This is a genomic window from Pseudoalteromonas luteoviolacea NCIMB 1944, assembly GCF_001625565.1.
GTDB lineage: Bacteria > Pseudomonadota > Gammaproteobacteria > Enterobacterales > Alteromonadaceae > Pseudoalteromonas > Pseudoalteromonas luteoviolacea_F.
In genome coordinates this window covers 1-23,902 of record NZ_AUXS01000031.1, presented here as the reverse complement: position 1 = coordinate 23,902, position 23,902 = coordinate 1, and the positions used below count along the sequence as shown (strand labels likewise).

The 23,902-nt window shown below is 42.5% G+C and carries 20 protein-coding genes; 7 read left to right on the top strand and 13 right to left on the bottom strand.

The genetic code is table 11. The annotated features are described in order from the left end of the window. Window positions 1-117 precede the first annotated feature (117 nt). The gene (locus N483_RS11305) at window positions 118-3,144 is read left to right on the top strand and encodes a TonB-dependent receptor domain-containing protein (RefSeq protein WP_023398397.1); all 3,027 of its coding nucleotides are present in this window, start codon (window positions 118-120) and stop codon (window positions 3,142-3,144) included. A 64-nt stretch (window positions 3,145-3,208) separates the two neighbouring features. Here N483_RS11305 and N483_RS11300 read toward each other — a convergent pair whose 3' ends face one another. Both N483_RS11300 and N483_RS11295 read right to left on the bottom strand, forming a co-directional pair. Then, complete coding sequence (locus N483_RS11300; RefSeq protein ID WP_023398396.1) at window positions 3,209-3,460, bottom strand: DUF2999 family protein; 252 nt, start codon at window positions 3,458-3,460, stop codon at window positions 3,209-3,211. A gap of 107 nt (window positions 3,461-3,567) precedes the next feature. Beyond that, window positions 3,568-4,860, bottom strand: coding sequence for an RsmB/NOP family class I SAM-dependent RNA methyltransferase (locus tag N483_RS11295; protein ID WP_023398395.1), 1,293 nt, complete (start codon window positions 4,858-4,860; stop codon window positions 3,568-3,570). A 231-nt stretch (window positions 4,861-5,091) separates the two neighbouring features. Here N483_RS11295 and N483_RS11290 point away from each other — a divergent pair, with 231 nt between their 5' ends. Together N483_RS11290 and N483_RS11285 are read left to right on the top strand one after the other, a co-directional pair. After that, window positions 5,092-6,480: an FG-GAP repeat domain-containing protein gene (locus N483_RS11290; RefSeq protein ID WP_023398394.1), complete on the top strand. Its 1,389-nt coding sequence runs from the start codon at window positions 5,092-5,094 to the stop codon at window positions 6,478-6,480. A 169-nt stretch (window positions 6,481-6,649) separates the two neighbouring features. After that, entirely contained in the window at window positions 6,650-8,014 is a 1,365-nt protein-coding gene (locus N483_RS11285) for a hypothetical protein (RefSeq protein WP_023398393.1), read from the top strand. 54 nt (window positions 8,015-8,068) lie between these two features. Here N483_RS11285 and N483_RS11280 read toward each other — a convergent pair whose 3' ends face one another. Beyond that, window positions 8,069-9,529, bottom strand: a complete 1,461-nt coding sequence (locus tag N483_RS11280) for a chitinase (protein ID WP_023398392.1) — start codon at window positions 9,527-9,529, stop codon at window positions 8,069-8,071. Window positions 9,530-9,775: 246 nt separating this feature from the next. Between N483_RS11280 and N483_RS11275 the strand changes: the two genes are divergently transcribed. From N483_RS11275 to N483_RS11265, 3 genes are all read left to right on the top strand, one after another. Beyond that, on the top strand, window positions 9,776-10,339 hold the full coding sequence (locus N483_RS11275; RefSeq protein WP_023398391.1) for a GNAT family N-acetyltransferase: 564 nt from the start codon (window positions 9,776-9,778) through the stop codon (window positions 10,337-10,339). Next, complete coding sequence (locus N483_RS11270) at window positions 10,336-11,673, top strand: NAD(P)/FAD-dependent oxidoreductase (protein WP_023398390.1); 1,338 nt, start codon at window positions 10,336-10,338, stop codon at window positions 11,671-11,673. Before N483_RS11275 ends, N483_RS11270 begins: the two co-directional genes overlap by 4 nt. Before the next feature lie 137 nt (window positions 11,674-11,810). Continuing rightward, window positions 11,811-12,215: a hypothetical protein gene (locus N483_RS11265; RefSeq protein WP_023398389.1), complete on the top strand. Its 405-nt coding sequence runs from the start codon at window positions 11,811-11,813 to the stop codon at window positions 12,213-12,215. Window positions 12,216-12,333: 118 nt separating this feature from the next. Here N483_RS11265 and N483_RS11260 read toward each other — a convergent pair whose 3' ends face one another. The 3 genes from N483_RS11260 to N483_RS11250 form a co-directional block, all read right to left on the bottom strand. Continuing rightward, window positions 12,334-12,612, bottom strand: coding sequence for a hypothetical protein (locus N483_RS11260; protein ID WP_155250736.1), 279 nt, complete (start codon window positions 12,610-12,612; stop codon window positions 12,334-12,336). Between the two features lie 254 nt (window positions 12,613-12,866). Continuing rightward, on the bottom strand, window positions 12,867-13,565 hold the full coding sequence (locus N483_RS11255; RefSeq protein ID WP_023398387.1) for an SDR family oxidoreductase: 699 nt from the start codon (window positions 13,563-13,565) through the stop codon (window positions 12,867-12,869). Between the two features lie 94 nt (window positions 13,566-13,659). Next, a complete protein-coding gene (locus tag N483_RS11250; protein WP_023398386.1) occupies window positions 13,660-14,040 on the bottom strand; it encodes an STAS/SEC14 domain-containing protein in 381 nt (126 codons plus the stop codon). Between the two features lie 160 nt (window positions 14,041-14,200). Here N483_RS11250 and N483_RS11245 point away from each other — a divergent pair, with 160 nt between their 5' ends. Then, window positions 14,201-14,974, top strand: coding sequence for a putative porin (locus tag N483_RS11245; RefSeq protein WP_172642403.1), 774 nt, complete (start codon window positions 14,201-14,203; stop codon window positions 14,972-14,974). On the opposite strand, the gene N483_RS11240 is transcribed toward N483_RS11245, so the two are convergent. The 7 genes from N483_RS11240 to N483_RS11210 all read right to left on the bottom strand — a co-directional run bounded on the left by N483_RS11240 (window position 14,971) and on the right by N483_RS11210 (window position 23,693). Next, window positions 14,971-16,281, bottom strand: coding sequence for a methyltransferase domain-containing protein (locus N483_RS11240; RefSeq protein WP_023398384.1), 1,311 nt, complete (start codon window positions 16,279-16,281; stop codon window positions 14,971-14,973). The genes N483_RS11245 and N483_RS11240 overlap by 4 nt on opposite strands. A gap of 21 nt (window positions 16,282-16,302) precedes the next feature. Beyond that, window positions 16,303-16,908, bottom strand: coding sequence for a LysE family translocator (locus tag N483_RS11235; RefSeq protein ID WP_023398383.1), 606 nt, complete (start codon window positions 16,906-16,908; stop codon window positions 16,303-16,305). A gap of 96 nt (window positions 16,909-17,004) precedes the next feature. Continuing rightward, window positions 17,005-18,180, bottom strand: a complete 1,176-nt coding sequence (prpF, locus tag N483_RS11230; RefSeq protein WP_023398382.1) for a 2-methylaconitate cis-trans isomerase PrpF — start codon at window positions 18,178-18,180, stop codon at window positions 17,005-17,007. Window positions 18,181-18,235: 55 nt separating this feature from the next. Then, window positions 18,236-20,824: a Fe/S-dependent 2-methylisocitrate dehydratase AcnD gene (acnD, locus tag N483_RS11225; protein WP_023398381.1), complete on the bottom strand. Its 2,589-nt coding sequence runs from the start codon at window positions 20,822-20,824 to the stop codon at window positions 18,236-18,238. Between the two features lie 99 nt (window positions 20,825-20,923). Further along, window positions 20,924-22,045 (bottom strand): bifunctional 2-methylcitrate synthase/citrate synthase, encoded by a 1,122-nt coding sequence (gene prpC, locus N483_RS11220; RefSeq protein ID WP_023398380.1) that lies wholly within the window; start codon window positions 22,043-22,045, stop codon window positions 20,924-20,926. Between the two features lie 80 nt (window positions 22,046-22,125). After that, window positions 22,126-23,004: a methylisocitrate lyase gene (gene prpB, locus N483_RS11215; RefSeq protein WP_023398379.1), complete on the bottom strand. Its 879-nt coding sequence runs from the start codon at window positions 23,002-23,004 to the stop codon at window positions 22,126-22,128. 23 nt (window positions 23,005-23,027) lie between these two features. Continuing rightward, on the bottom strand, window positions 23,028-23,693 hold the full coding sequence (locus N483_RS11210; protein ID WP_023398378.1) for a GntR family transcriptional regulator: 666 nt from the start codon (window positions 23,691-23,693) through the stop codon (window positions 23,028-23,030). Window positions 23,694-23,902 lie beyond the last annotated feature (209 nt).

Here is a 23,902-nt window from a genome sequence, read left to right as displayed (position 1 = left end):
AAACAGTTGATAGATTGCAATACGATCTCTTGAGTCATGGATGTTGAGCGTGTTGCCATGTACATCGACTCAATGTTTGATTTTTTACTGACTAATTTGTGTGATTAAGGAAGTTTAGTGTTATCTAGTAAAAAACCTAACATAGCTGCTTTCTCTATGGCGATAGGCGTAAGTTGCATATGTAAAGCAAGCGATATATCTGTACCTGAACTCTCCTCGACAATCAAAAGGCAGGGTCATACAAACCATACCGATATCGAGCGCATAGCTGTCACCGGCTCTCACCTAACGCAGGGGCGAAACCACAGTACACATACACTCGTGACTATTTCAGATAACGCGATTGATCATTCTGCATTTTCCTCACTATCAGAAGTTTTAGTCAGTGAAGTACCGCAAATAAATGAAGGGATCAGTCACTCTAATTCTCAAAATAGTACTCACAACACCGGGCTCTCTACCATCGACCTACGCGGTTTAGGGCTCAACCGTACACTTACATTGATTGACGGCCGCAGGGTCGTTTCTAACAGCTATTCCGGAGATTTAGTCAGCCTATCAACTTTGCCCAAAGGCATAATTGAACGAGTTGAGATCATCACCGGAGGTGCTTCCGCTGCCTATGGTTCAGGCGCAATATCCGGTGTTGTCAATATCCTGACCAAACAGGCGAAAGACGACATGTCATTTTCAGTGCGCTTCGGAGAAAGTACATCTGGCGGCGATCGTGAAGTCGCCTTTAATGGAGATATCGGCACGCACTTCGCGGATGGACAAGGTATGCTATTGCTGAGCACCTCATATTTGGAACAATTTGGCTTAGATTATTGGGATAGGTCTCGCGCACAACAGCAAGATGATTGGCGTTATGATCATAAAAGAATGTGCAATACCATGCTTACAGCCACATATGATAACCATCATCGAACTGCTTATCGGTGTATGCGTGACATCGAACAATCAGAATGGACTTCACTAAGTGACGCGTTACCCGGCGGCGTGTTCAATGAAACCAGCAGCTTTCAACCAAACTCTGGCTTTTGGTATGACGGTCAAACTTTGCGCCAAGACTGGCAAGAAGAAGCGCACGGTATACACTATAATCAATTTAATAAATTAAAAATCCCAAATAAGCAGCTCAATATAGCTATAAAAAGCGAGCTTGATTTTAATTTAGACAATCGCGCTTACTTGCAAATACACCACAGCCAAAATGATGCCCACAATATAAAATCACCGGAAAACGAAGATGAATGTGATATGGTCATCACCTTCAATCCATCCCAGCAGCAGTTCGGTTCTGATTGTATTGGGGCAATCCCCTTTGATAACCCTTTTGTTCCTCCCCAGATCCGTGCACAAGCCAACCAAGTCGATATCAAGTGGGATCGCTTATTTCACGAGGTCGGTTTCGTCACCAATGACAACACGAGGGAAACCACTCGTGCTTGGGCTGGTCTCAATGGTTTTTTCACCAATGACTGGCAGTGGGATGCAGCCATCGGCTACGGTATGTTTAAGCAAAAGCAAACTCGATTTAATGAGATAAGAGTTGCCAATGTTAGGCAGGCCTTAACTGTAGAACTACTCGAAGATGGCTCAATACGTTGTCAGGACCCAGAAGCAAGAAAGTCAGGGTGTGTTCCCATCAATTTGTTTGGAGAAGGGACAATAAGTGGCGCAGCGGCCGATTACATTAGAGCTAATCCAACCCTAGACACTGAGATCTCTCTAGTTTCGCTTTCAGCAAATGTCTCTGGCCCCCTTGCGGTATTGCCAAGTGGTCCAGTAAATGCGGTTTTCGGTTTTGATTATCGCAAAGACACACAATCAGTGTCGACAAATGTCCCAAATGGCGGCGTTACATTCAATTATATACCGAACTTTTCAGGCGATGTTTCTAGCTATGAAGTATTTACCGAACTATCCGTCCCACTTCTCAATGATCTCCCGTTTGCCAAACATTTAAATCTATCACTCTCAGCACGTGCTGCAGATTACAGTTGGGCAAAAATGGGGTTAATTCAAAGCTATAATCTTGGTTTGAACTATCAACCCACATCAAGCTATTCATTCAAATTAAACTGGGCAAAAGCAATGCGTGCCCCTACCATCACCGAGTTAATGTCGCCCATTAGAGGTGATTACAACGCGTTTTATGATATTTGTGATGGCGTGACAGCCACTTCAATAAAGGCTGGACACGAAAACTGCCGAAAAAACGCAGGAATACAATCGGCCATCGCGCGAGACGGCGTGTTCCATGACAATAACAATAGCTACTCACCTAACATAGGTAATCCGTTTTTAAAGCCTGAAACCGCATACACATCTACTATAGACGTTGTTGTAACTCCACAAGCCACCCCAAATTTGACCCTCAGCGCCAGTTTATATCAGATAAAAATCGAAGATGTGATCACCACGTTGTCACATCACGATATCATGATGCAGTGCTATCAAAGCAATGATTCAAATAGTACCGAAAACCACCTGTGTCAAGATATAAAGAGAGACCAAGACGGGCAAATTATTGAACTAAAACAACGCTTGACCAATGCCAATGAGCTGATCACTAAGGGCTATGATGTAACCGCCCAATATATTTTCCCACTCAACAATCTTGGGCAATTTAATTTCAATCTCACTTGGAATCATGTTATAGAACACGCTCTAGTGTCTTCAAGCATGCAAGAGAACAAGTATGAAGCTCACGAAGGTTATTTAGATCACAATATATTTGAAGATACGGCTACTGCTTCTGTTGTTTGGCAAAAAAAAGATTGGCGAGTTCGTTGGAGCACATATTACAAAGGGCCGATAAAACGTAGCAAACGAGTGTATCAAAATTGGCTCAATAGTATGGCCATTAACACCGAAAATTGTATGAGAAGTATAGATTCTTGTGTTGAAGCCCCTGAATTGCTCTGGGGTAATGATCTCCCTTCATTCACCACTCACGCGCTCAATGCCTCATATCGACATCAGCTCAGCTCAACGAGAGTGTTAACCTTTACCGGAGGCGTTCATAACCTCTTCGATAACAAAGGGCCCTTTATTATTGGCGGAAATGGTAACTTTCACAGTGCATACGGCGGTGGGCGTGGGCGCTATGCCTCCCTCAAAGCACAATATTCATTTTAATGTATCGCAATAAAAGCCTTTTTAAGCGGTTTTTATTGCGACAACAAGATGGACCCAAATAGGGCTACTTGTTCAACTGCGCTTTTGCAGCTTCGACTTTCGAATAATCAAGCCCTAGCTCAGCAACCGCTTCTTTAATCAAACCCGGGTTTTGCATAACCAACCCCATGAGCTGCTGTAACTTTTCAGGTGGAATAGCAAGCTGCTGCACAGTCGCCATAGCCATCAAAGGGTTTTCAGTTAATGCCTGAAATACCTCTTTAATTTGTTCATCAGAAATATTGTGCTCTTTTAGCAATGAAATGATTGGATTCATTCTCAAACCTTTAACGAATAAAATGTTGGCAGTACTCACATAGCACATGCTTAATAACTTGTATTTATGTCTGTTGGGTCAAACTATCAAAACTTCAACCCAATGCACTATGAATTATCATTTTTAACCAGCAATGCGCCGTAAAAACCGTCAAACGCAGAGCTAACCCCGGGCATTAAGCTCAGTTCTTTTTCTAGACGCCAATTTGGGTTATTGGCTAAAAACCTTTCAACCTGATTCGCATTTTCAGATGGTAAAATGGAACACGTTGCATAAACAAGCTTGCCACCCACGCGACACATTTGACTATAACGTTGTAAAATATCTTGCTGCAAAGCGACTAGGTTTTCGATATTTTTTTCTGTTAAATGCCATTTCGCATCTGGATTTCGTCGAAAAATACCAGTACCAGAGCATGGCACGTCCAATAATACACGATCGAACTTTTCCTTTTGTCGCTTTATCGTTTTACTGTTTTGGATCAGACGTGTTTCAATGACATGGGAGCCTGCACGTTTTGCGCGCTTTTTTAAAGTGTCTAACTTGTGTTGATGAATATCTAGTGACAACACACGCCCTTTATTTTCTAATAGTGCCGCAATATGTAAACTCTTGCCCCCTGCTCCCGCACATGCATCAACCACTTTCATACCAGGTTGTACATCAAGCAACGTAGCCAATTGTTGAGATCCAGCATCTTGCATTTCAAAGTGCCCTTGTTGAAAGGCATCAGTACGGAAAAGGTAACCCATTTGTTCGACTTTGAGCGCATTTTGCAAACCGTCTACTGGCACTGCTTTGATCTGCTCTTTGGCTAAACTCTTTGTCAGTGACAAGGCATCACTTTTAAGAGAATTGACTCGGATAAAATGCTCCGCGCTCTGATTTAATGCGGTCGCTACCGTTGGCCAGATATCACCCAGCTCTTCGTTTGCTCGCTCATGTAACCAAGTAGGCATACTTAACATTACATCTTGCGGTGCAGATGACAATGCCGATTGGACCTCAGCTAAGTTTAGAGAAGATACTTCAGGAAAATCCGGTAGCGATTGCTCATTCAATAATGTATACGCCCCCCATATATTCCATACATCAGCAGCAGTTAACTGAGAGAAGGAGTCCATTAAATCGCTGCGCCCGATGGCCCAGCACAATTTGCGACTGAAGCGGATCATATTGTAGAGAGTTGTAACAAAATATGCGCGTTGTTCAATAGTCCAAGCAGCATTCATCATTAAGTGCTGTTGTACCACTTTGTCGGCATATTGCTCCAAAGTTGAAGCTTGTAGAAATGCACTATTCAAGCACTCTAACAGTTGACGGGATGCAGTCACGGTGATTCTCATCTTGTAATACAAAGCGCGAATTGTAGCTTGTTTACCTGTCTTACACCACTGCATTAAGAGCGACTTTAGACTTTAACTGATCACAATTAATTACATCCTTTGCATTGCAGAAAATATAGCCCTCAAATAGCATCTCATTCAACATAGATAGTATTGAATGTAACCAACATACTTTACTTTATAAAAACAAAAGCATGTCATGTTAGTGATCTATATCTGAATAGATAATGTACTCATAAAAGTCTTTTAACCGTGACAACTGAAACAGGATTTGGGAGATAAAAAATGAAGCAAAAAGCCATCTTTGCGCTGAGTTTGCTGGCCGCCAGCCAAGGCTACGCCACTGAGTTTGCACTTAAACTAGATACCAAAAACCCACTTATACTCACTGAATCTCCAGTTGTATTCGCGGTAAATGAGGAGCTAAAAGCGCTCGAGCGAATAGACCTTAGCCAAAATAAGTCTCAATTACTGCACATTACCCCAGAGTCTAAAGGTTTTCATTATGGAACCACCGCGAACTCAAAAGAAGTACAAGCCTTCATTTTAGATAGTAAAGGCGTCTATGTTACCACCCAAACAAAGACCAAACGCTTAGTCAGCTCCAACAGTCTACTTACGCGATTAGAGACTGATGACTTTGAAAAGATTGAATTCGTTTTAGATGTAAATAAAGATGGGCTCAGCGACATATATTTACCCGGTTTTACGCGAAGTGAACTCTATATCCAGCAGGAAAATGGCCAGTTTAAACAACACTTTTTTGACTACAACCTCCCCCTTCGCAGTCATACATATAGTGAAAGTGAAGAACTAGAAATCAGTACAAACTTCACATCGTTACCAATTGTGCACGACTTTAACGCTGACGGTATAAACGATCTGGTCTTTCGTACGCGCAAACAAGTTGCCGTTTTATATGGCGCAAAGAATGGCTTTGCTAACGCGGTCGACCTTGTTCACCTCCCAACAGACTTTGGTAAACTGAAAGGAAAAAAAGTACGCACGACTCAGGAACTGGTCGATATCAATCAAGATGGTCATCTTGACTTAATAACCAGAACGAGACCAATCACAGAAGGGATTTCTGCACTTGAAGCCAAAGTTGAATACGATTTATATCTAGGACAACCAAAAGGCTTTAATTCCGGGGCAATTAAACTACCACACACTTTAGGCGTTGGTGGCATGCGAGTGGAGTACGACTTCGATGGAGATGGACTACTGGACTTGCAAACCATGGATGTCGACATCGGACTAACGACTATTGCTGCAATCGCGCTTGGCGGCGGCAAAGCAGATGTCGATGTTGAAATGCGCTTTTTCAGGCAAAAGCCACATACTTTATTCGATAAAAGCCCTAGCACTGAAAAGGAAGTTGAATTAGAAATTGATATGACTCGCTCAATGAGAGGCCTGCCGTTTTATACCGGAGACCTCAACGGAGACAATAAACATGATATTGTTTTTAAATCGAGTAATAAGTCACTTTATATTTACTATGGTTCAACTGGAAAATTACTAAGAAATGAATATAAAAAAATCAGTCGAACATTACCAGATAACCCACATGACATTGCGCTAATTGATGTAGATCGAAACGGTAGGAAGGACTTTGTATTCAAATATGAAAATAAGCAAGGCCCAGCTCGAATTGAAATGATATTAAACTAAACTATATAAAGCCTATTCATTTTATGTATAGGCTTTACCACATTAAGTTAAAAATAGAATTTTTACTTCATGCTTTTATTCATAACTTAAATCATTAAGTTTAAAAAACACTCAATAAAATATATAGTCTTCTTTTGGGATACTGTTTGTCTATTAAAGGAACTATATTATGAAGCTTAAGTTTAGTGGTGCATTTCTCGCTGTTTTCGGTATATTAACCCTCTCTGGATGTGGCGGAGGCAGTGGAAGCGATGCCAACACAAAGAACGACCAGCCAGACGTTATGAAACAGCCTACACCATCCCAAATTATATTGCCTAGTGTGTCACTTAAAGCAATTAAAACAAATGCGTGTAGTAACGAGCCTATCATTGCGGATGTCGTTTATCACACAGTAGATGGTAATTTTATTTCTTCAGATAAAACCCTTATCGATGGCAAGCTCAACTCGACATTGCCTGAAAATACGCAGCATATTTCGCTTTTATACCACTCTACTGATAATAACGGAAAAAAGTATTTGCAAATTCAAACGCTGTTAAACGTGCAAGCTGGATTTACTGTAGATTCACTTAGCTTCGAGAATAAAAGCAACTGTGCTTGCAACAGTATTAAATACCAATTGGCATCTCTTAAGGCCGAAGCTCCAGACTCAACGATATTTAATATCGGTGCAACCCCTATGCTTTTAAAGGATGCAGAGAATACGCATTCCTCTTGCGTTATTGAAAAGAAAAAACTGATATTTACACAGTCCAAGTCAGCACACATAGGTACGTTAATAGACACATCTGAGCAGGCGACTGTTGAGTTAACAGCAGCTCAATTCACAGAACATGGCACACTACTAGACTTATCTGGATTAGACATACAAGCAAGAGGCGTCATTAGCTTATCATCGTATATTGGCAATGATGAAGTCCATGCAACCGTGGTCAACAACGCGGCTTATAACCATCCATCATACCAAGAGCAAAATCAACTGGTCATTTACAACGGGCTCAACACCACCAGCTATTTGTCTATCAGTCAGACAGGCTCAAGCCTTGATTTTAGCGAGGACGTAAGTACACACTCATATGTTTTAACGTCAGTAGATAACACTGGAAAAGTTGAAAACGTACAGCCTATCAATGAAGATGGTTCACTCACTTCTGCGTATAAGGGGCTTTCAGACTCTTTTGGAGACCCAAATAACAACCATACTGCAGTACTGGATTTTAGCGCTATTGATCCACGCGTTAATATGGCAACCTTAACTTACACTTGGGAAAACGACTTGCAGGGAGAAGTGAGTTGGCAGATTATCACAGATGGTCAAGAAACCATTCCATTGTTCACGTATGGCGACATATACCAAGCGGTCGAACCTGAAAATCTATCGATTAAACTGACGTTAACTGCATTAAATAGTGAACAGGAATTCAATGATTTAAGAAGCGCTTACTTGAGTAGTTTGGAAAGTTTTGAAAAACGCGCCGAATCAAAGCTATTCGATACTTTTGCTAGCTACAGTATTTCACGCCGTCACTAAATTACACACAGAGGGAGCGGGGAAAGCAATTTGCTTTCCCCGCTCCCTTTAAGACTAATTAATCAACTTCCAAGGACCATTGGTGTTTGTAGGGCTAGGCGTATTGCCTTTTGTCCACCATTTTGCTTCATAGATTTTATCTTGGTAGCTGGCTTTGTCGCCTTTGAGATAAACTTTATTGCTGTCCCATGCTTTAACACCCCCTACAGGCGGTTTCACGTCAATCGGAGGTAGGGTATCAACAGCTGTAACACTTGGCCAACCAGTATGAGATTGATAGAAATTGGTTACGCACTTTTCATAATCTCCCGGTACTAAAGCGGAATATGCAGTTTGATAACCAACCAGCTTACATTCAAATGAGTGGCCGCCAGGTCTGTCAGAATAATGTGCCCAGTTAGCTTCCCAGTTTGTATACAGAACGCCACTAGCGCCATCTAAATTCAAGCTACCAAATGGAGTTTGCTGCCAACATGTGTTCTCTTCGTCCGCTTCAATTGGAATATTATAGTAGTGCGAAAGTCCTTCCCAGTAACGAATGCGATTTACCGGTTGACCTTTGTAGCGGTTGTGCTCACCACACTCGATGCCACCATTGATCACGTTGATAGTCGTACCAAAGCCGTAACCAATACCTGCATTTAACTCAACTTGAGAAGGCACCCAAGTTCTATCAATAACATGCAACATAGCTGGCTTAGGCGCTTGTGGCGTTAAGAAAAACCAAATGGCGGATGCGAGGTTAAGCCAGGAATCAGCCACTCGGCCGGGATCGTTTAGCAGCACGGTTGCATCACCATCAAACATGACTTCAGAGAACATGCCGTAGTTAAAATGGTAGGAAAGCTGCTTAGCACCTCTACCAAAATACCCTTGCCCTTCACCACAAGGCCAACGGCGATTTTGCCAATCATTTTGGCCACAGCCCGTTCGATAACCACCTTGGCCTTCTGACCAACCCATTTCTCGAACATGAACAAGTGCTTGCTGCCACTCTTCTAGTCCATTAGGGTTGTCTGACGTATTGTCCTTAGAAATATGACCGCCAGTTTCTTGCGCAAAATGCGCAAACGCTGTCACGATAGACTTTTTACAGATGGCATCTGCATCACGCCCATCCGTGTATTCACCACAAAACGCAGGAAACTTACCAATTGCTCGTAAGAAGCGAGTATAGGTGTATTCTGGTGCAGCCATCTGAGTTAAATAGTCCCACTCAGTCTGGCCAAAAACACGCTCTACACGCTTTACGTTGCTCGGATTTGCCGCAGCCCCAGGCACAATTGCTTCAACAACCACATTACTGCGAGTTTCAAGCGCTTTTGACCAAATTGCGTACATAGGATCTGCTGTAAGAGTCTGTTCAGCCGCATTTAAATCAGCTCGTGAAACGAGGTAACCTCCGGGGTTATTGGGATCCGGCTGTACGTTCATTCCGTGAGAGAATGGACTAGCACACAATACAGTCACACACAGTGCAGCGAGTTTGCTGACCTTTATTTTGCAGTTATTCATAATTTACCTTTACATGTTGTTGAATTAAATAGAATTAGAATTCAATTTCTCTTTATATGTTGTATCTAAAAAGCAGTAACCAGCTGCTTTTATCTTGATGAATATCAATACTCATCAAATTAACAAATATTACACATTGACATCGCTGTCAATGTGAATTACCTATTTTTTGAACAATTGCAAACTTGATTATCACACGATGTTCTGCAAAATAGGGAAATATTATTAGAAAAAAGAACAAGTAAGATGATCAAACTTACACAACTTAGTCATGATTATTTTTCTCAAGTTATTTCATTGGGAAATTTGGTACATGGCGATAACTACCTTGATAGCGAACGGCTAGAGCAAATTTATCAAATGGGGCTCAAGAAATCGCTCAACGCCTCCTTTGTTGCAATCAATGAGTCAAATCAAGTAATTGGCTTTCGACTAACTTATTGTGCTGATCAATGGCCTATCGATAAATGGTGCACACCCGCAGATTGGCCTGTCGATATCGAACAAATGGCTTACTTCAAGTGCATCGCGATAGATCCAAGAGCACAAGGCCAAGGGATAGGCCCTAAATTATTAGCGGCATCAATTGAAGTATTGAAAAAACAGGGGGCAAAAGCCGGCGTGGCTCATTTATGGCAACAAAGTCCAGGCAATGGTGCTGTAAAATATTTTACTAAATCGGGAGGGAAGCTCATCAAACTTCACGATGATCGCTGGCTAGAAAACTGTATCAACGATGGCTACGAATGTCCTATCTGCGGTAACGAGTGCCACTGTCAGGCAGCAGAGATGGTGATCGAGTTCACATGAATACATACGACCCGCTATACAACAATCATTGCCAAGGGCAACCTTGCCCCGACACCTATTGGGCAAGCCTAGGTGTATTGGACAATACAATTCGCCAACCGAGGCAATCAGACTGCTATGACGTCATCATAGTTGGCGGCGGATTCACTGGGTTATTAAGTGCTTACTTTCTTTCAAAGCTATATGATCAGAAAGTATGTGTACTTGAGGCCAACCAAGTTGGTTTTGGCGCCAGTGCTAGGAATGCAGGATTTGCGCTGCCAACTACTGGACGCCTAGGTGCACTAGACATGTGTAAAAATTGGGGAGAGGACATAGCACGACAAGTATATCAAGAATACCAAAGTGGCGTTTTAAGGTTAGATGAATTAATACATGAGCACAAAATTGATTGTGACAAACAAGAACACGGCTATTTGAAAATTGCGCATTCTGAAAAAGCGATGGCTTCATTACAAGCTGGACTTGAATTCGCAAAACGGACCTTTTCAGATACAAAGCTCTCTTTTATCAGTCAGCATGAGTTAAAATCAAAATACATCGACATGCCCAACGTTTATGGCGCAGTTCGAAATCAGCATGGGTTTGGTTTAAATCCATTAAAACTACTGCAAGCCTATAAAGAAATTGCCATATCTGCCGGCGCTGACATCTTTGAAAATAGTCTAGCTGAACGGGTGTTCAAAGATCGCGAAACACATGTTGTATCTGTTCACGGTCAACAGCTTAGAGCCAATAAACTGCTAATAACAGGCAATGCATATAATAGTCAAAATTTTCACTCTACCATCAACAAAAAGTACATCCCCATATTAAGTAGTATTTTAGTGACACGACCACTTACTGCGGATGAACTAGCCGCCACGGGGCTCAAAACTCATCAAGTGATGATGGATACTCGTACACTCAAATACTATTACCGTTTATTACCAGATAATAGATTATTGTTTGGCGGTAGAGGCGCTGTATACGGTAAAGATCAAAACAAAAAAAAGTATCAAGTACACCTCACTAGTGCCATGCACGCAGGGTTCCCATCGTTAAGTGCACTGCGTGCTCAATACTATTGGCATGGATATATCGCAGCAACACTGGATGACCACCCGCATATACATTTCAATGACAATGTTGGTTATGCAATTGGCTATTGCGGCGCTGGCGTCGCTTTCAGTGCACAAGCGGCATTTCGCCTATCTCAAATGACAGTTACTAAATCAACGCCGACATTACCAATCTACCGAAAAGCCGCTCCCAGCGTGCCATTTGCCCGGCTCAGTCGCATAGGACAGCTAGGTTATTATAACTACGCTCAATTTAAAGACCGCCTGTTTTAATAGCAGGCTCTCTTAGCATCACATGCGCTCTGTGTAGAAAATTAAAACTGAATAAAAAATACACAAAAATCACATCTTAATTCAATATTTGAACCGTTTAATGGAACAGGCAATTAAAATCAAATAAGGAAAATAAAATGAAAAAGTTAGTGATCGCGAGTGTTTTTGCTGGTCTTTCGGGTGTAGCTGCAGCTAATACAGTTGAACTTGAAAGCGCTGAAAATAGTAACGTAGCATTTGAGAAAGCAGAAGTAACAATTGCAGCAAGCCAAGGCGTATTCGCTTCAGGCGTTGTGACTTACTACAGTCCTCGCGTATGGGTAAATGGTCGCCTACAACAGTTCTTTGTTGGTCCAACAAACGGTAACCAGTTTTGTGAAGAGCGCGGCCACAATCAAGAAGTAAGTGGTAGCACAATCACTTGTGGTGAAGATGAGTCATCATACGCAAATTACGATTGGTATGGAAAGTCATGGACTTACAAAAGCACTGGTAGTAAAAACCAGTGTTATCAGCTATATGCAACAATTAAGTGTCAGTAATTACGACGTTTAATTAAAAAGCCCACATCATCTTGTGGGCTTTATCTTTGCTATTTTGGTATCAATGCTTACCAGTAGTATTAAACCCAAATCATCAAACAAAACGAAGCTGATTAGGTTACTTTTTTTCAACCTGATCAAAGCCACGCAAAAATCGACAATAATTGTCTATTGATGACCCGCAAATCATTAATATGTCTAAAAGTTTTATAAATGGGATTGCTGTTTTTCCACTGTCCCAATTGCAGTTAGTGACTTGGTTTTCAAAGACCGCCATCGTTTTACCCAACTGCGCTTGAGAAAGCTCTGTTTCATTTCTTAAAGTACTCAGTCCATATTGCACTTTTAGCTGAGCTTGATTTGATCGCAGCTTCCCTTCTTGATTACATGTGCTCAAAGTGTGTCCCATCATAGATAAGCTTTTCTTAAATGCAATGCTACACAAACATCAACTTCGTGTAAAACAAAAGCTAAAATTTCTTTTAAATATTAATGAGTTACAAATAAATATTTTTATAAAAAACGTCTAAACACACATAACTAAAGGCGAAAATAATTTCTAATTAAATTTTCACATTGGTAAAGAAATTTCTAAACATTGACGGCCCTATTTGGGTTTTTATTAGGTACGCCATATTACCCTTCACAAGTTTACCAAGGGATATGGCTACCATCGAAACTTAAGAAGCCTCCACTGTCGGAATCGGATAAGTTATCTATGACACGTTTAAGTCCCAGAGCTGACTCTTGTGCTGATATAAGTGCATTTGGCCCACCCATTTCTGTTTTAACCCAGCCGGGGTGTAGTGCAACAGTTTTGATCCCCTCTGGTAATAAATCATTTGACAAACTTTTAACGACAGAGTTTAAAGCAGCCTTTGAGCTACGATAAATATAACCGCCACCTTTGGTATTTTCCGTATGACTGCCAACCCGTGAAGAAAGTGCCGCAAAAATTTTACGCTCACCCAAGCGTAAATTCGGGTAAAACGCTTCAGCAAGCTTTGCTGGGGCAATCGCGTTGACCTCCATGACACTGCGCCACGCATCCACATCACAGTTGCCAAAACCATAGCCTTTAGGCCCGTACAAACCTGCATTATTGATTACTACGTCAATAGGGCGATCGGCTAAAGATAGGGCTAGATGACGAAGCTGTTCGTAATCGGTAACATCTAAAGGGAAAATATCTAACCGCTCGTCTTTTTGTTGGGAACGTAATTGCTGTAACTCTATAGCTAAAGCTGGGTTTCTTACCGTCGCTAATACATGCCAGCCACACGTTAGATAAACATTCACCAACGCCAAACCGATCCCTCGATTTGCACCTGTGATCAATACACTTGCCATCGCAAACTTCCTCTATACCTGTAATGTTTTTGCTATTTTGGTCGGAAAAAGTATTCTAAATCAAGAGCGGCGCTCTCGAAAATCAAAATACCTTTCAGCGGTGATTCAACCACTTTTGCGCGGCGTGTACTTCTGAAAAATAACGGGTTTTTCCTCCTAAAATCCAGCCACCCAGAATAGACGTGACGCGCTGCCATTTAGTGCAGCCGATCACAGCTGTTTTCTTAAACTGGTCACTGTATTGAAAGGCAAGACGAATGTCAGTCACAGCCTCTCCCATTTCCCACCCGGTCAATTCAGTTATATCTATCAGCACGTAAATTTCGCCACTTCTATATTGCGATACGACTTGATCAACAATAGGTAAAACGACGACATAGTCTTTGTGAGTCAATCGACCAACCGCCTTAAAACTGAGTAATAGTCCAAAGTCCCGGCGTTCCGTGCCCACTGAAATACCGTGGAATTCGCTCATTGCCCGTCCCAACTTGAAAAGTAAAAATTAAGTAAACAATGTCCTTTTTACAATAGTTCATAATGGACTATCACGCACATTTTATTAAATGGACTATCATTAAAGTTAAACGCTCTCATCAAACTGTACATTAAACAAAGTATAAGAAATGGTAAACTCTTTGAAATTACTAACAATTATTTTCTTAAGTATCGTGACCTCGTATAGTTATGCGCAGCCGGAGAAAACATGGTTTAATCAAGCAACATACACAAAATTGGAAGATGCTGACACGCATACTTTACAGGTGAGTACACACTATTATTTCGCGCCACAAGCTTATTTTTGGGTTTGGGACGATTTCGGCTATCTAGATACAGACTCTAATATTCGGCTCACATACAATAATGATGAACGCAATGTATTTTCAGGCGTGGAGGGTGAGCTATTTATTGCCAACTGGTTTGCCACTGCGAGCATTGAAGATTTAGGTGATACCAGCGACAATAACACCCTAGGCCTAGGTTATTTGTTCTACGATAGTTTAAAACTCAGTGTTCGCCATCAACGTCAAGCTAGTGGTGACGATATAACTTGGCTGCAAAGTCAATTAAATATTGATATCGACACCAATTCATACGTAGGCACAACACTTGTCAGTGATGACGAATTTGAAAACTGGCAAGTTGAAGTGCGTTACTTCCGACATTTAGGGGATCAAAAGTATTTCACGCTGGATTTGACACATGAAAACTCTAATAGCAAAAATCACAACAACTTTATCGCAAACTACTATTTTAACCAGCACTTTGCCTTAGGTTTGGGCAGCAACGAGTCTCATTTGCTCGTTGAAGGCAAATACTTTGTCAATCATAGCTTTTTTGTCAAAGCACGCTATCAAGAACAAAGTGATGATGAACAGTCTCTTGAAATGTCTATGCAAGCTCAGTTTTAGTTCTGTTCTAACGCTTCCAGTTTCGCAAGAAATGCAGTGTTGATTGTTTGAGTTTGCGTTTCTGACAGCTTGCCCACCTGCGCCCCTATCCAAGTTTCGAATTCGTCATAATTTTCTAGTTCATACATTTTTGACGACACTTGAGCACAGCTCAGTCCCAGCATTTCATACAAGCCTAATTCAGCATGCCACTCATGGGGGGCAATAGTAAAACGCTCTCCTCGTTTTACCATATACGCTCTTTGAAACGTCCGTTTTAAATGCACTAACCCCAACTTACCCAGTTCACTGCTGTCAGGTAAAGTGTAACTGCTAGCTTGCCATTGTGCCTTTGGAAATAATATCGAAAAGTCAGGGGATTGCGGAGCAACATATTCAAAACAAATGGGGTGGTTTTGCTCAAGGACAACATCGTAGGGACTAAAGTTAAAGGCGATATTCAAACTGCAATCCCCTTCAGTGAGAGTCAAATTACGATAGACTATAATATCCGTCGTCAGGTTAACTGTGTAGCCTGACCAATCTCCGTGTGGGATCGTCAGGTTTGACTTAAAGCTCCCGTGATCCCCTTGGCTCAAAGCAAGCGAGGTTTGCTTATCAAGTCGAAAAAACTCACCTAGCAATTGAGTGCCTTGCCGCTCACCTTCGACCTTAGTCAACCAAGCTTTAAGACTCACGTCTTCCGGGATCATTACCCCACAAGGTTTCAAATACCGTACTAGGTGTTTGAATATATAGACCTGCGGTTCTCGCTTAAGTAATGCTGTCATCGTTTCCGATATCACAATATCAAAGTCGCTCTGAGACGGTGGTTTTTGCCATAACGTCGCATCTCCCTGATTTACACTGATATTGTAGTGTTCTAAATCAAAATGGTTAATTAGCTTGTTTACAGCATTGATATTCTCCTTGTGAATATCAATTAAAGTTATTTCCAAAGGTAAGTTATCGCTTGCTGCCAACAAAGGCAGCAAAAGTGTTGCATACGGCCCTGTACCTGCGTACAAAACCCGAACCGGGGATATATTCTTGGTAATTTTATCTTGTATTGCTTGAGCAACTCCCTGACAAAATATCTGGGTACGTACCGTTTCTTCAAAGCATTTGGCGGCTTGAACTGGTGAAATAGCAACTCCTGATGCAGTTTGTGCTTTTTCAGAAGCGTTCATATCTGTACTACTGAATACTCCTGTCACCTTTCCTAAGTAATCCACCATGGCTTTGATTTCAGCCTTGGCAACTGTGCTTTTTTTTGCTCTGAGAAGGGTCTTAACGAAGCCGATAAACTGCTCTTTAGATATACCCATAACTTGCCGTTTTTTATAAAGTTAAGTTAAATTTGAGGATAGAATGACATACACTAAAAGTAAAACTAATAAACTCGCAAAAAATAGTCTTAAATACTTAAGTTGTTGCGGTGTTTTAACTACACGATGTAAGATCCCACCAAAATAAAGCCACAAAGAATCAGCAATCGCAGCGACCAGAAACAATACTAAAGCGGCTATTGCACTTGCTTGAACCTGAGACGCCGCAGGAATTGATGTATTGGCGAATATCGCAATACAAGCTGCGTATGCTTTGGGGTTAAATAAATTTAGAATAAACCCGTCTAAAAACCCGACTGGTTTGTCTCCTGCACTAGATAGACCACTGCGGTTGGTCGCAATTTTATACGCAACATAAAATAGGTAAAGTAACGCTGCTATCTGCAAGCCTTGTGTCAGCTGAGGGAAACTGAGCAATAGTGCCCCAAGCCCTGTTGCAGCAGCCGCAATAGCGACGGAGAGACCAGTCAAAATACCTAAGAGAAAAGGTGCTCCCGCTTTTACTCCTGAACTTGCGCCAACTGCTGCAAGCGCTAAGGGGGCAGGACCTGGTGAACCTAAAAGTAAAAAAGCGGTGACTGCGAGAGAAATAACTGCTTCAAGCATAAGATCTCCAAACGTTTTTAAATTTGATTAATTTTTAATTTGATAGGATGAGGGGAAAGTCAGGGTCTAAGACTTGTCGCCTTAAACCCTTGATCATTACTCTGGATCTGGGATACGAACAACCCCCTCCATTAATACTCTCGCACTGCGGCTCATAATGGCTTTCTTCGCCAACCACCTCTGACCGCTTTGCTCAGCTTCTGCGCCAACCTTGAGCGTGCCCGAAGGGTGTCCAAATGTAACTTGGTTTCGTTCACCTCCACCAGCAGCTTCATTAACAATAGTCCCAGGAATTGCGGCCGCAGTCGCAATTGCAACCGCCGCAGTCCCCATCATAGCATGGTGCAGTTTCCCCATAGATAAGGCACGCACATTGAGGTCTATCTCTTGTGCATCAACTACCTTACCACTAGATGCAGTGTACCCTTGAGCACCACTCACAAAAGCAATTTTTGGAGTATGCTGTCGAACCTTAGCTTCTTCAAGGTCCTTGATTAAACCCATTTTTAACGCACCATAAGCGCGGATTTTTTCGAGCCTCTGCAATATTTTATCGTCACCATTTATCGCTTCTTGCAACTCAACACCTTCAAAGCCTAAATCATTTGCCTTGATAAAGAGCGTTGGAATACCTGCATTTATCATGGTCACATCAAAAGCCCCCTCATCCGGCACCTCAAGCACATCTATCAAGTTACCACTTGGGAACATATCTGCATCGGCATCTGCCGGGTCCAGAAATTCGACCACAACTTCAGCTGCGGGGAAAGTCACACCATCAAGCTCGAAATCCCCCGTCTCTTGCACTTCGCCATTTGTCACAGGGATATGAGCGACAATAGTTTTACCAATATTGGCCTGCCAAATACGTACAATTGCCACACCATTTTCCGGTACTCGCGCTCGATCAACTAATCCATTACTGATAGCAAAAGCACCAACAGCAGCAGTTAAATTGCCGCAATTACCACTCCAATCAATAAACGGTTTATCAATTGCGACTTGGCCAAAAAGGTAATCAACATCGTGATCAGCTTGTGTGCTTTTTGATAAAATCACTGTTTTACTCGTGCTAGACGTAGCACCGCCCATCCCATCGGTTTGCTTACCATAAGGATCTGGACTACCAATAACCCGCAGTAAAATATCATCCCGCAACTTACCAGCAACCTGTGCCCCTTTTGGTAAATCTTCTAAATTAAAAAAGACGCCTTTTGACGTACCACCGCGCATATAAGTTGCGGGTATTTTGATTTGTGGTTTGAAACTCATAGTCCTTCCTAACAATAAACCCAAGCTAAGCTTGGGTTTAATTTGATGATTTTAATTAAGCGTTAGCCTCTAAAAAGTCCTTTGCAAAACGCTGTAACACGCCACCGGCTTCGTAAATTGATACTTCTTCAGCGGTATCTAATCGGCATGTCACTTCGACTTCAACACGCTCACCATTTTGGCGGTTTATCACCAGAGTTAGTGTCGTACCTGGTGTGCGCTCACCAATCACGTCATAAGTTTCAGTGCCATCTAAGCCAAGCGTCAGTCTTGTAGTGCCCGATTTAAATTCAAGCGGTAGTACACCCATACCAATCAAGTTAGTTCTATGAATACGCTCGAACCCTTCAGCGACAATCACTTCAACACCCGCAAGACGAACCCCTTTGGCAGCCCAATCGCGCGAAGAACCTTGACCATAATCTGCACCTGCAACAATGATCAGCGGCTGCTTTCTGTCCATATAAGTTTCAATCGCTTCCCACATTCGCGTAACCTGCCCTTCAGGCTCGACACGAGCTAAAGAACCTTGTTTCACTTCCCCGTTTTCCTTAACCATTTCGTTAAGCAATTTCGGGTTTGCAAAAGTGGCGCGCTGAGCAGTTAAGTGATCACCCCGGTGGGTTGCGTAAGAGTTAAAGTCTTCCTCAGGTAGCCCCATTTTGGCAAGGTATTCGCCTGCCGCACTACTTGCCATTATCGCATTAGAAGGAGAAAGGTGATCTGTTGTAATGTTATCGCCTAAGATAGCCAAAGGTCTCATCCCTTTCATTGTTCGCTCCCCGGCAAGCGCACCTTCCCAATACGGTGGACGACGAATATAGGTGCTCATTTCACGCCAGTCATACAGTGGATCATTATCCTCTCCGTAATCAACACTCAAATTAAACATCGGGTCATATACTTCTCTAAATTGCTGAGGTTTAACGCTCTTAGCAATTACCGCATCAATTTCTTCATCGCTAGGCCAAATGTCTTTCAGTGTAACCGGATTACCTGCTTGGTCATGACCCAATACATCTTGCTCAATATCAAAACGCACACTACCAGCTATCGCATACGCGACAACCAAAGGAGGCGAAGCTAGGAACGCCTGTTTAGCATATGGGTGGATACGACCATCAAAGTTACGGTTGCCAGATAAAACGGCTGTGGCATATAAATCTCTATCAATCACTTCTTGTTGGATCTTCGGGTCAAGTGCACCGCTCATACCATTACAGGTCGTACATGCAAACGCAACGATACCAAAACCAAGCGCTTCTAATTCAGGTAATAGATCTGCCTCTGTCATATAAGAGCGCACAGCCTTCGAGCCTGGAGCAAACGAAGTTTTTACCCAAGGTTTACGCTTCAGGCCTAGCTTATTTGCATTTCTCGCCAGCAGGCCCGCTGCAACAACATTTCTTGGGTTACTGGTATTAGTACAACTGGTGATAGCCGCGATGATAACAGCACCATCTGGCATTTTATCTTCTGTTTTTTCGTAATCTGCCACTATGCCTTGTTTAGCTAAATCTTGTGTAGCTACACGGCGATGCGGATTTGAAGGACCAGCTAAGTTGCGGCCCACACTCGACAAGTCAAACTTAAGTACACGCTCGTACTTAGCCTCTGTCATTGAGTCTGCCCATAGCCCGGTCAGCTTTGCATACTGCTCTACTAACTCTACCTGATCATCATCACGGCCTGTCAGTTTTAAGTAGTCTATGGTCTTTTGATCGATGTAGAACATTGCCGCCGTCGCGCCATATTCTGGTGTCATATTTGAAATAGTTGCACGGTCACCTAGGGTAAGGTCATTGGCACCTTCACCGAAAAACTCTAAATAGGTCGAAACGACTTTTTCGTTTCGTAAAAATTCAGTGATCGCCAGTACAATATCTGTTGCTGTGATCCCCGGTTGACGCTTGCCAACCAACTCAACACCAACAATATCAGGTAAACGCATATAGGACGCACGTCCTAACATGACGCTTTCAGCTTCAAGGCCGCCGACACCGATTGCAATCACGCCTAACGCATCGACATGCGGTGTGTGACTGTCAGTCCCCACCAATGTGTCAGGGAATGCGACACCATCGCGAGCTTGAATAACAGGAGACATTTTCTCTAAATTGATTTGATGCAAAATGCCATTTCCAGGAGGGATCACGTCCACATTTTTAAACGCAGTTTTGGTCCAGTTAATGAAGTGAAAGCGGTCATCGTTGCGACGATCTTCTATCGCGCGGTTTTTTTCAAACGCGTTTTCTTCAAAGCCCGCATGTTCTACGGCTAAACTGTGGTCAACAATTAACTGTGTCGGCACAACTGGATTCACTTTCGCCGGATCGCCTCCTTTGGCCGCAATCGCATCGCGCAAACCAGCCAAATCAACAAGGGCTGTTTGACCAAGAATATCATGGCAGACAACACGAGCTGGAAACCATGGAAAATCAAGATCTCGACGGCGCTCGACAATTTGCGTTAAATAATCATTAAGTTTTTCAGGATCTGCTCTGCGAACTAAGTTTTCTGCCAGTACTTTTGAGGTATAAGGTAATTCGGCATAGGCACCTGGCTTTATCGCCTCAATGGCCTCGCGCGTATCGTAATAGCATAGGGTCGAATCAGGTAATCGTTTACGGTATTGGGTATTCATAACTGCTTTCCAACTGAAGAAGTGACGGTGTACTCAACATGGAACACGTCCAAAGTGTTCCATGTTGGCGACTAAAACACGATGTGCAAGTCGCGAGTATTAACGCTCTGCAATAGCAGGCACTGGGCGAAGCTCTTCGCCGGTATACTCAGCTGAAGGACGGATAATACGGTTGTCAGCACGCTGTTCCATAACATGCGCAGCCCAACCTGTTAAACGAGACATCACAAAAATTGGCGTAAATAATTTAGTTGGTATACCCATGAAGTTATATGCAGATGCGTGGAAGAAATCCGCATTACAGAACAACTTTTTCTCACGCCACATCACTTCTTCACAGCGTACTGAAACTGGGTAAAGCACCGAATCACCGACATCCGCAGCAAGCTTTTCAGACCATGTTTTGATGATTTCGTTACGTGGATCAGATTCTGAATAAATCGCGTGACCAAAGCCCATGATTTTTTCTTTACGCTCCAACATACCCATCATTTCTTGTTCAGCATGCTCTGGTGACTCAAAACGTTCAATCATTTCCATTGCAGCTTCGTTGGCACCGCCGTGAAGAGGACCACGTAAAGAACCGATTGCACCAGTAACACAAGAATGCATATCAGATAACGTTGAGGCACAAACACGCGCTGTAAACGTCGACGCATTGAACTCGTGCTCAGCATAAAGAATAAGAGATACGTGCATAACGCGCTCATGAAGCTCAGATGGCTTTTCACCGCGTAACAGGTGTAAGAAGTGAGCGCCAATTGAATCATCATCAGTTTCAACATCAACGCGCACGCCGTCATGGCTAAATCGATACCAGTAACAAATAATACTAGGGAAACAAGCAAGCATACGGTCAGTCACTTTACCCTGCTCATCAAAGCTTGCCTCACCCTCTAAGTTACCAAGCATTGAACAACCCGTACGAAGTACATCCATTGGGTGTGCATCAGCAGGGATACGCTCTAATACATCTTTTAACGCAACTGGCAAGCCGCGCATTGATTTAAGCAGTGCTTTATATTCATCTAACTCACTTTGGTTAGGTAGCTTGCCTTTTAGAATTAAGTACGCAACCTCTTCGAATTGACAACTTTCGGCAAGGTCTTTTACGTCATAACCACGATAAGTTAACCCTGAGCCTGATTTTCCAACTGTTGATAACGCAGTTTTCCCTGCAACTTGACCACGCAGACCTGCACCACTTAGTACTTTAGCCATAACTTTCTCCTGAAATTTTTACCTGCTGAATTTTAAATCTTTATTGTGAGCGCGCTTGTGCACGCTCTTTATACTGTTAGTTACTTGTTCTTGCCTTCGGCGAACAGCGCATCGAGCTTTTGTTCGTATTCGTGGTAACCAAGGTAATCATATAAATCCATACGAGTCTGCATGGTATCGACCACTGCTTTTTGATCACCGTCGTTCAGTAATGTTCGATACACCAGCTCCGCAGCTTTGTTCATCGCACGAAATGCACTTAGCGGATAGAGGACCATTCCAACGCCCCAATCAGCTAGCTCTTTTTTATTCCATAATTCGGTCTTACCAAACTCAGTCATGTTCGCCAAAATAGGCACATCTAATGCCTCTGAAAAAGCTCTATAATGCTCTTCAGTTTGAATCGCTTCTGCAAAAATGCCGTCTGCACCAGCTTCAACATACGCTTTAGCACGTGCTATCGCCGCATCAAGCCCTTCTTGTGCAAATGCATCGGTACGCGCCATAATAAAAAAGTCTTTATCTGTGCGAGCATCAACCGCTGCTTTAATGCGATCGACCATTTCTTCAGTAGACACGATTTCTTTATTTGGTCTGTGACCACAGCGCTTTTGCGCTACTTGGTCTTCAATATGTACGGCTGCAGCACCCGCCTTTTCCATGTCTCTGATTGTTTTAGCAATGTTAAACGCACCACCCCAACCAGTATCGATATCTACCATTAGAGGTAGATCACATGCCGACGTAATACGCTGTACATCTGCAATCACATCGTTGAGTGAAGTCATCCCAAGATCAGGTAGGCCATAAGAAGCATTAGCTACACCACCACCAGATAAGTATATTGCTTGGTGACCAATTTGCTTTGCCATTATTGCGCTGTAAGCATTGATAGTTCCCACAATTTGTAAAGGCTGATTTGCATTTAATGCGTCACGAAATTTTTTTCCTGCACTCATGATGGTGTATTCTCCTGTGATGTTTACTTCATTTTAGTTAGCTTGACGGCAATATTATTTTTAGAATATTGGATATGGCGTCGCATCAATATTTCGGCCAATTCGCCATCTCGATTAGAAATCGCTCTTACAATATGCTTGTGCTCGTCATAAGCCGTTGTAACTCGAGGCCCAGTCATTCCCAACTGAACTCGGTACATCCTAGCCAAGTGGTAAATACCATTACTTAACATGGTGATTAGTTGCTGATTTTTACTGCCCACAATGATTCGATAGTGAAAATCTAAATCACCCGCTTCTTGGTAATAAGTGTGGTTTTGTCTGACTTCATCTTGCTGTCCCTCCAATAAGCTACTGAGTTCATAAATCTCAGCCTCAGGCATATTTTGCGCAGCAAGCCTTGCAGCCATGCCTTCCAATGCTTCACGGATCTGATATAACTCAAGTAGACCGTCTTCCGTAAGCGTTACGACACGCGCACCTACATTGGCTTTGCGCTCAACAATGTTACATGCTTCTAAGCGGTTAATAGCTTCTCGAATAACTGCTCGACTGACCTCAAACTTTGTCGACAATTCAACTTCACTGAGCTTAGCTCCAGCAGGGATCAAACCCTCTACTATTTCCTCTCTCAACTGAAAATATGTTTTATCTGAAGAGGTTACAGCTTGCTCTTGAAAAAAAACCATTTAAAAGCCACACAGTTGTATTTACCGAATGCCAACAATATAGATACACTTTACGTTAACGTCAACCTGCAAACTGATAAATTGTCGACAATCTAGATATCTACATTATTCATCATATTTATGACACTAAAATAAAAGCGCAAACTTTGATGGAATAAAAAGGTACAAGGGGTCATTTAAAAGGGTTCAGATGTAGATGTAGATGTAGA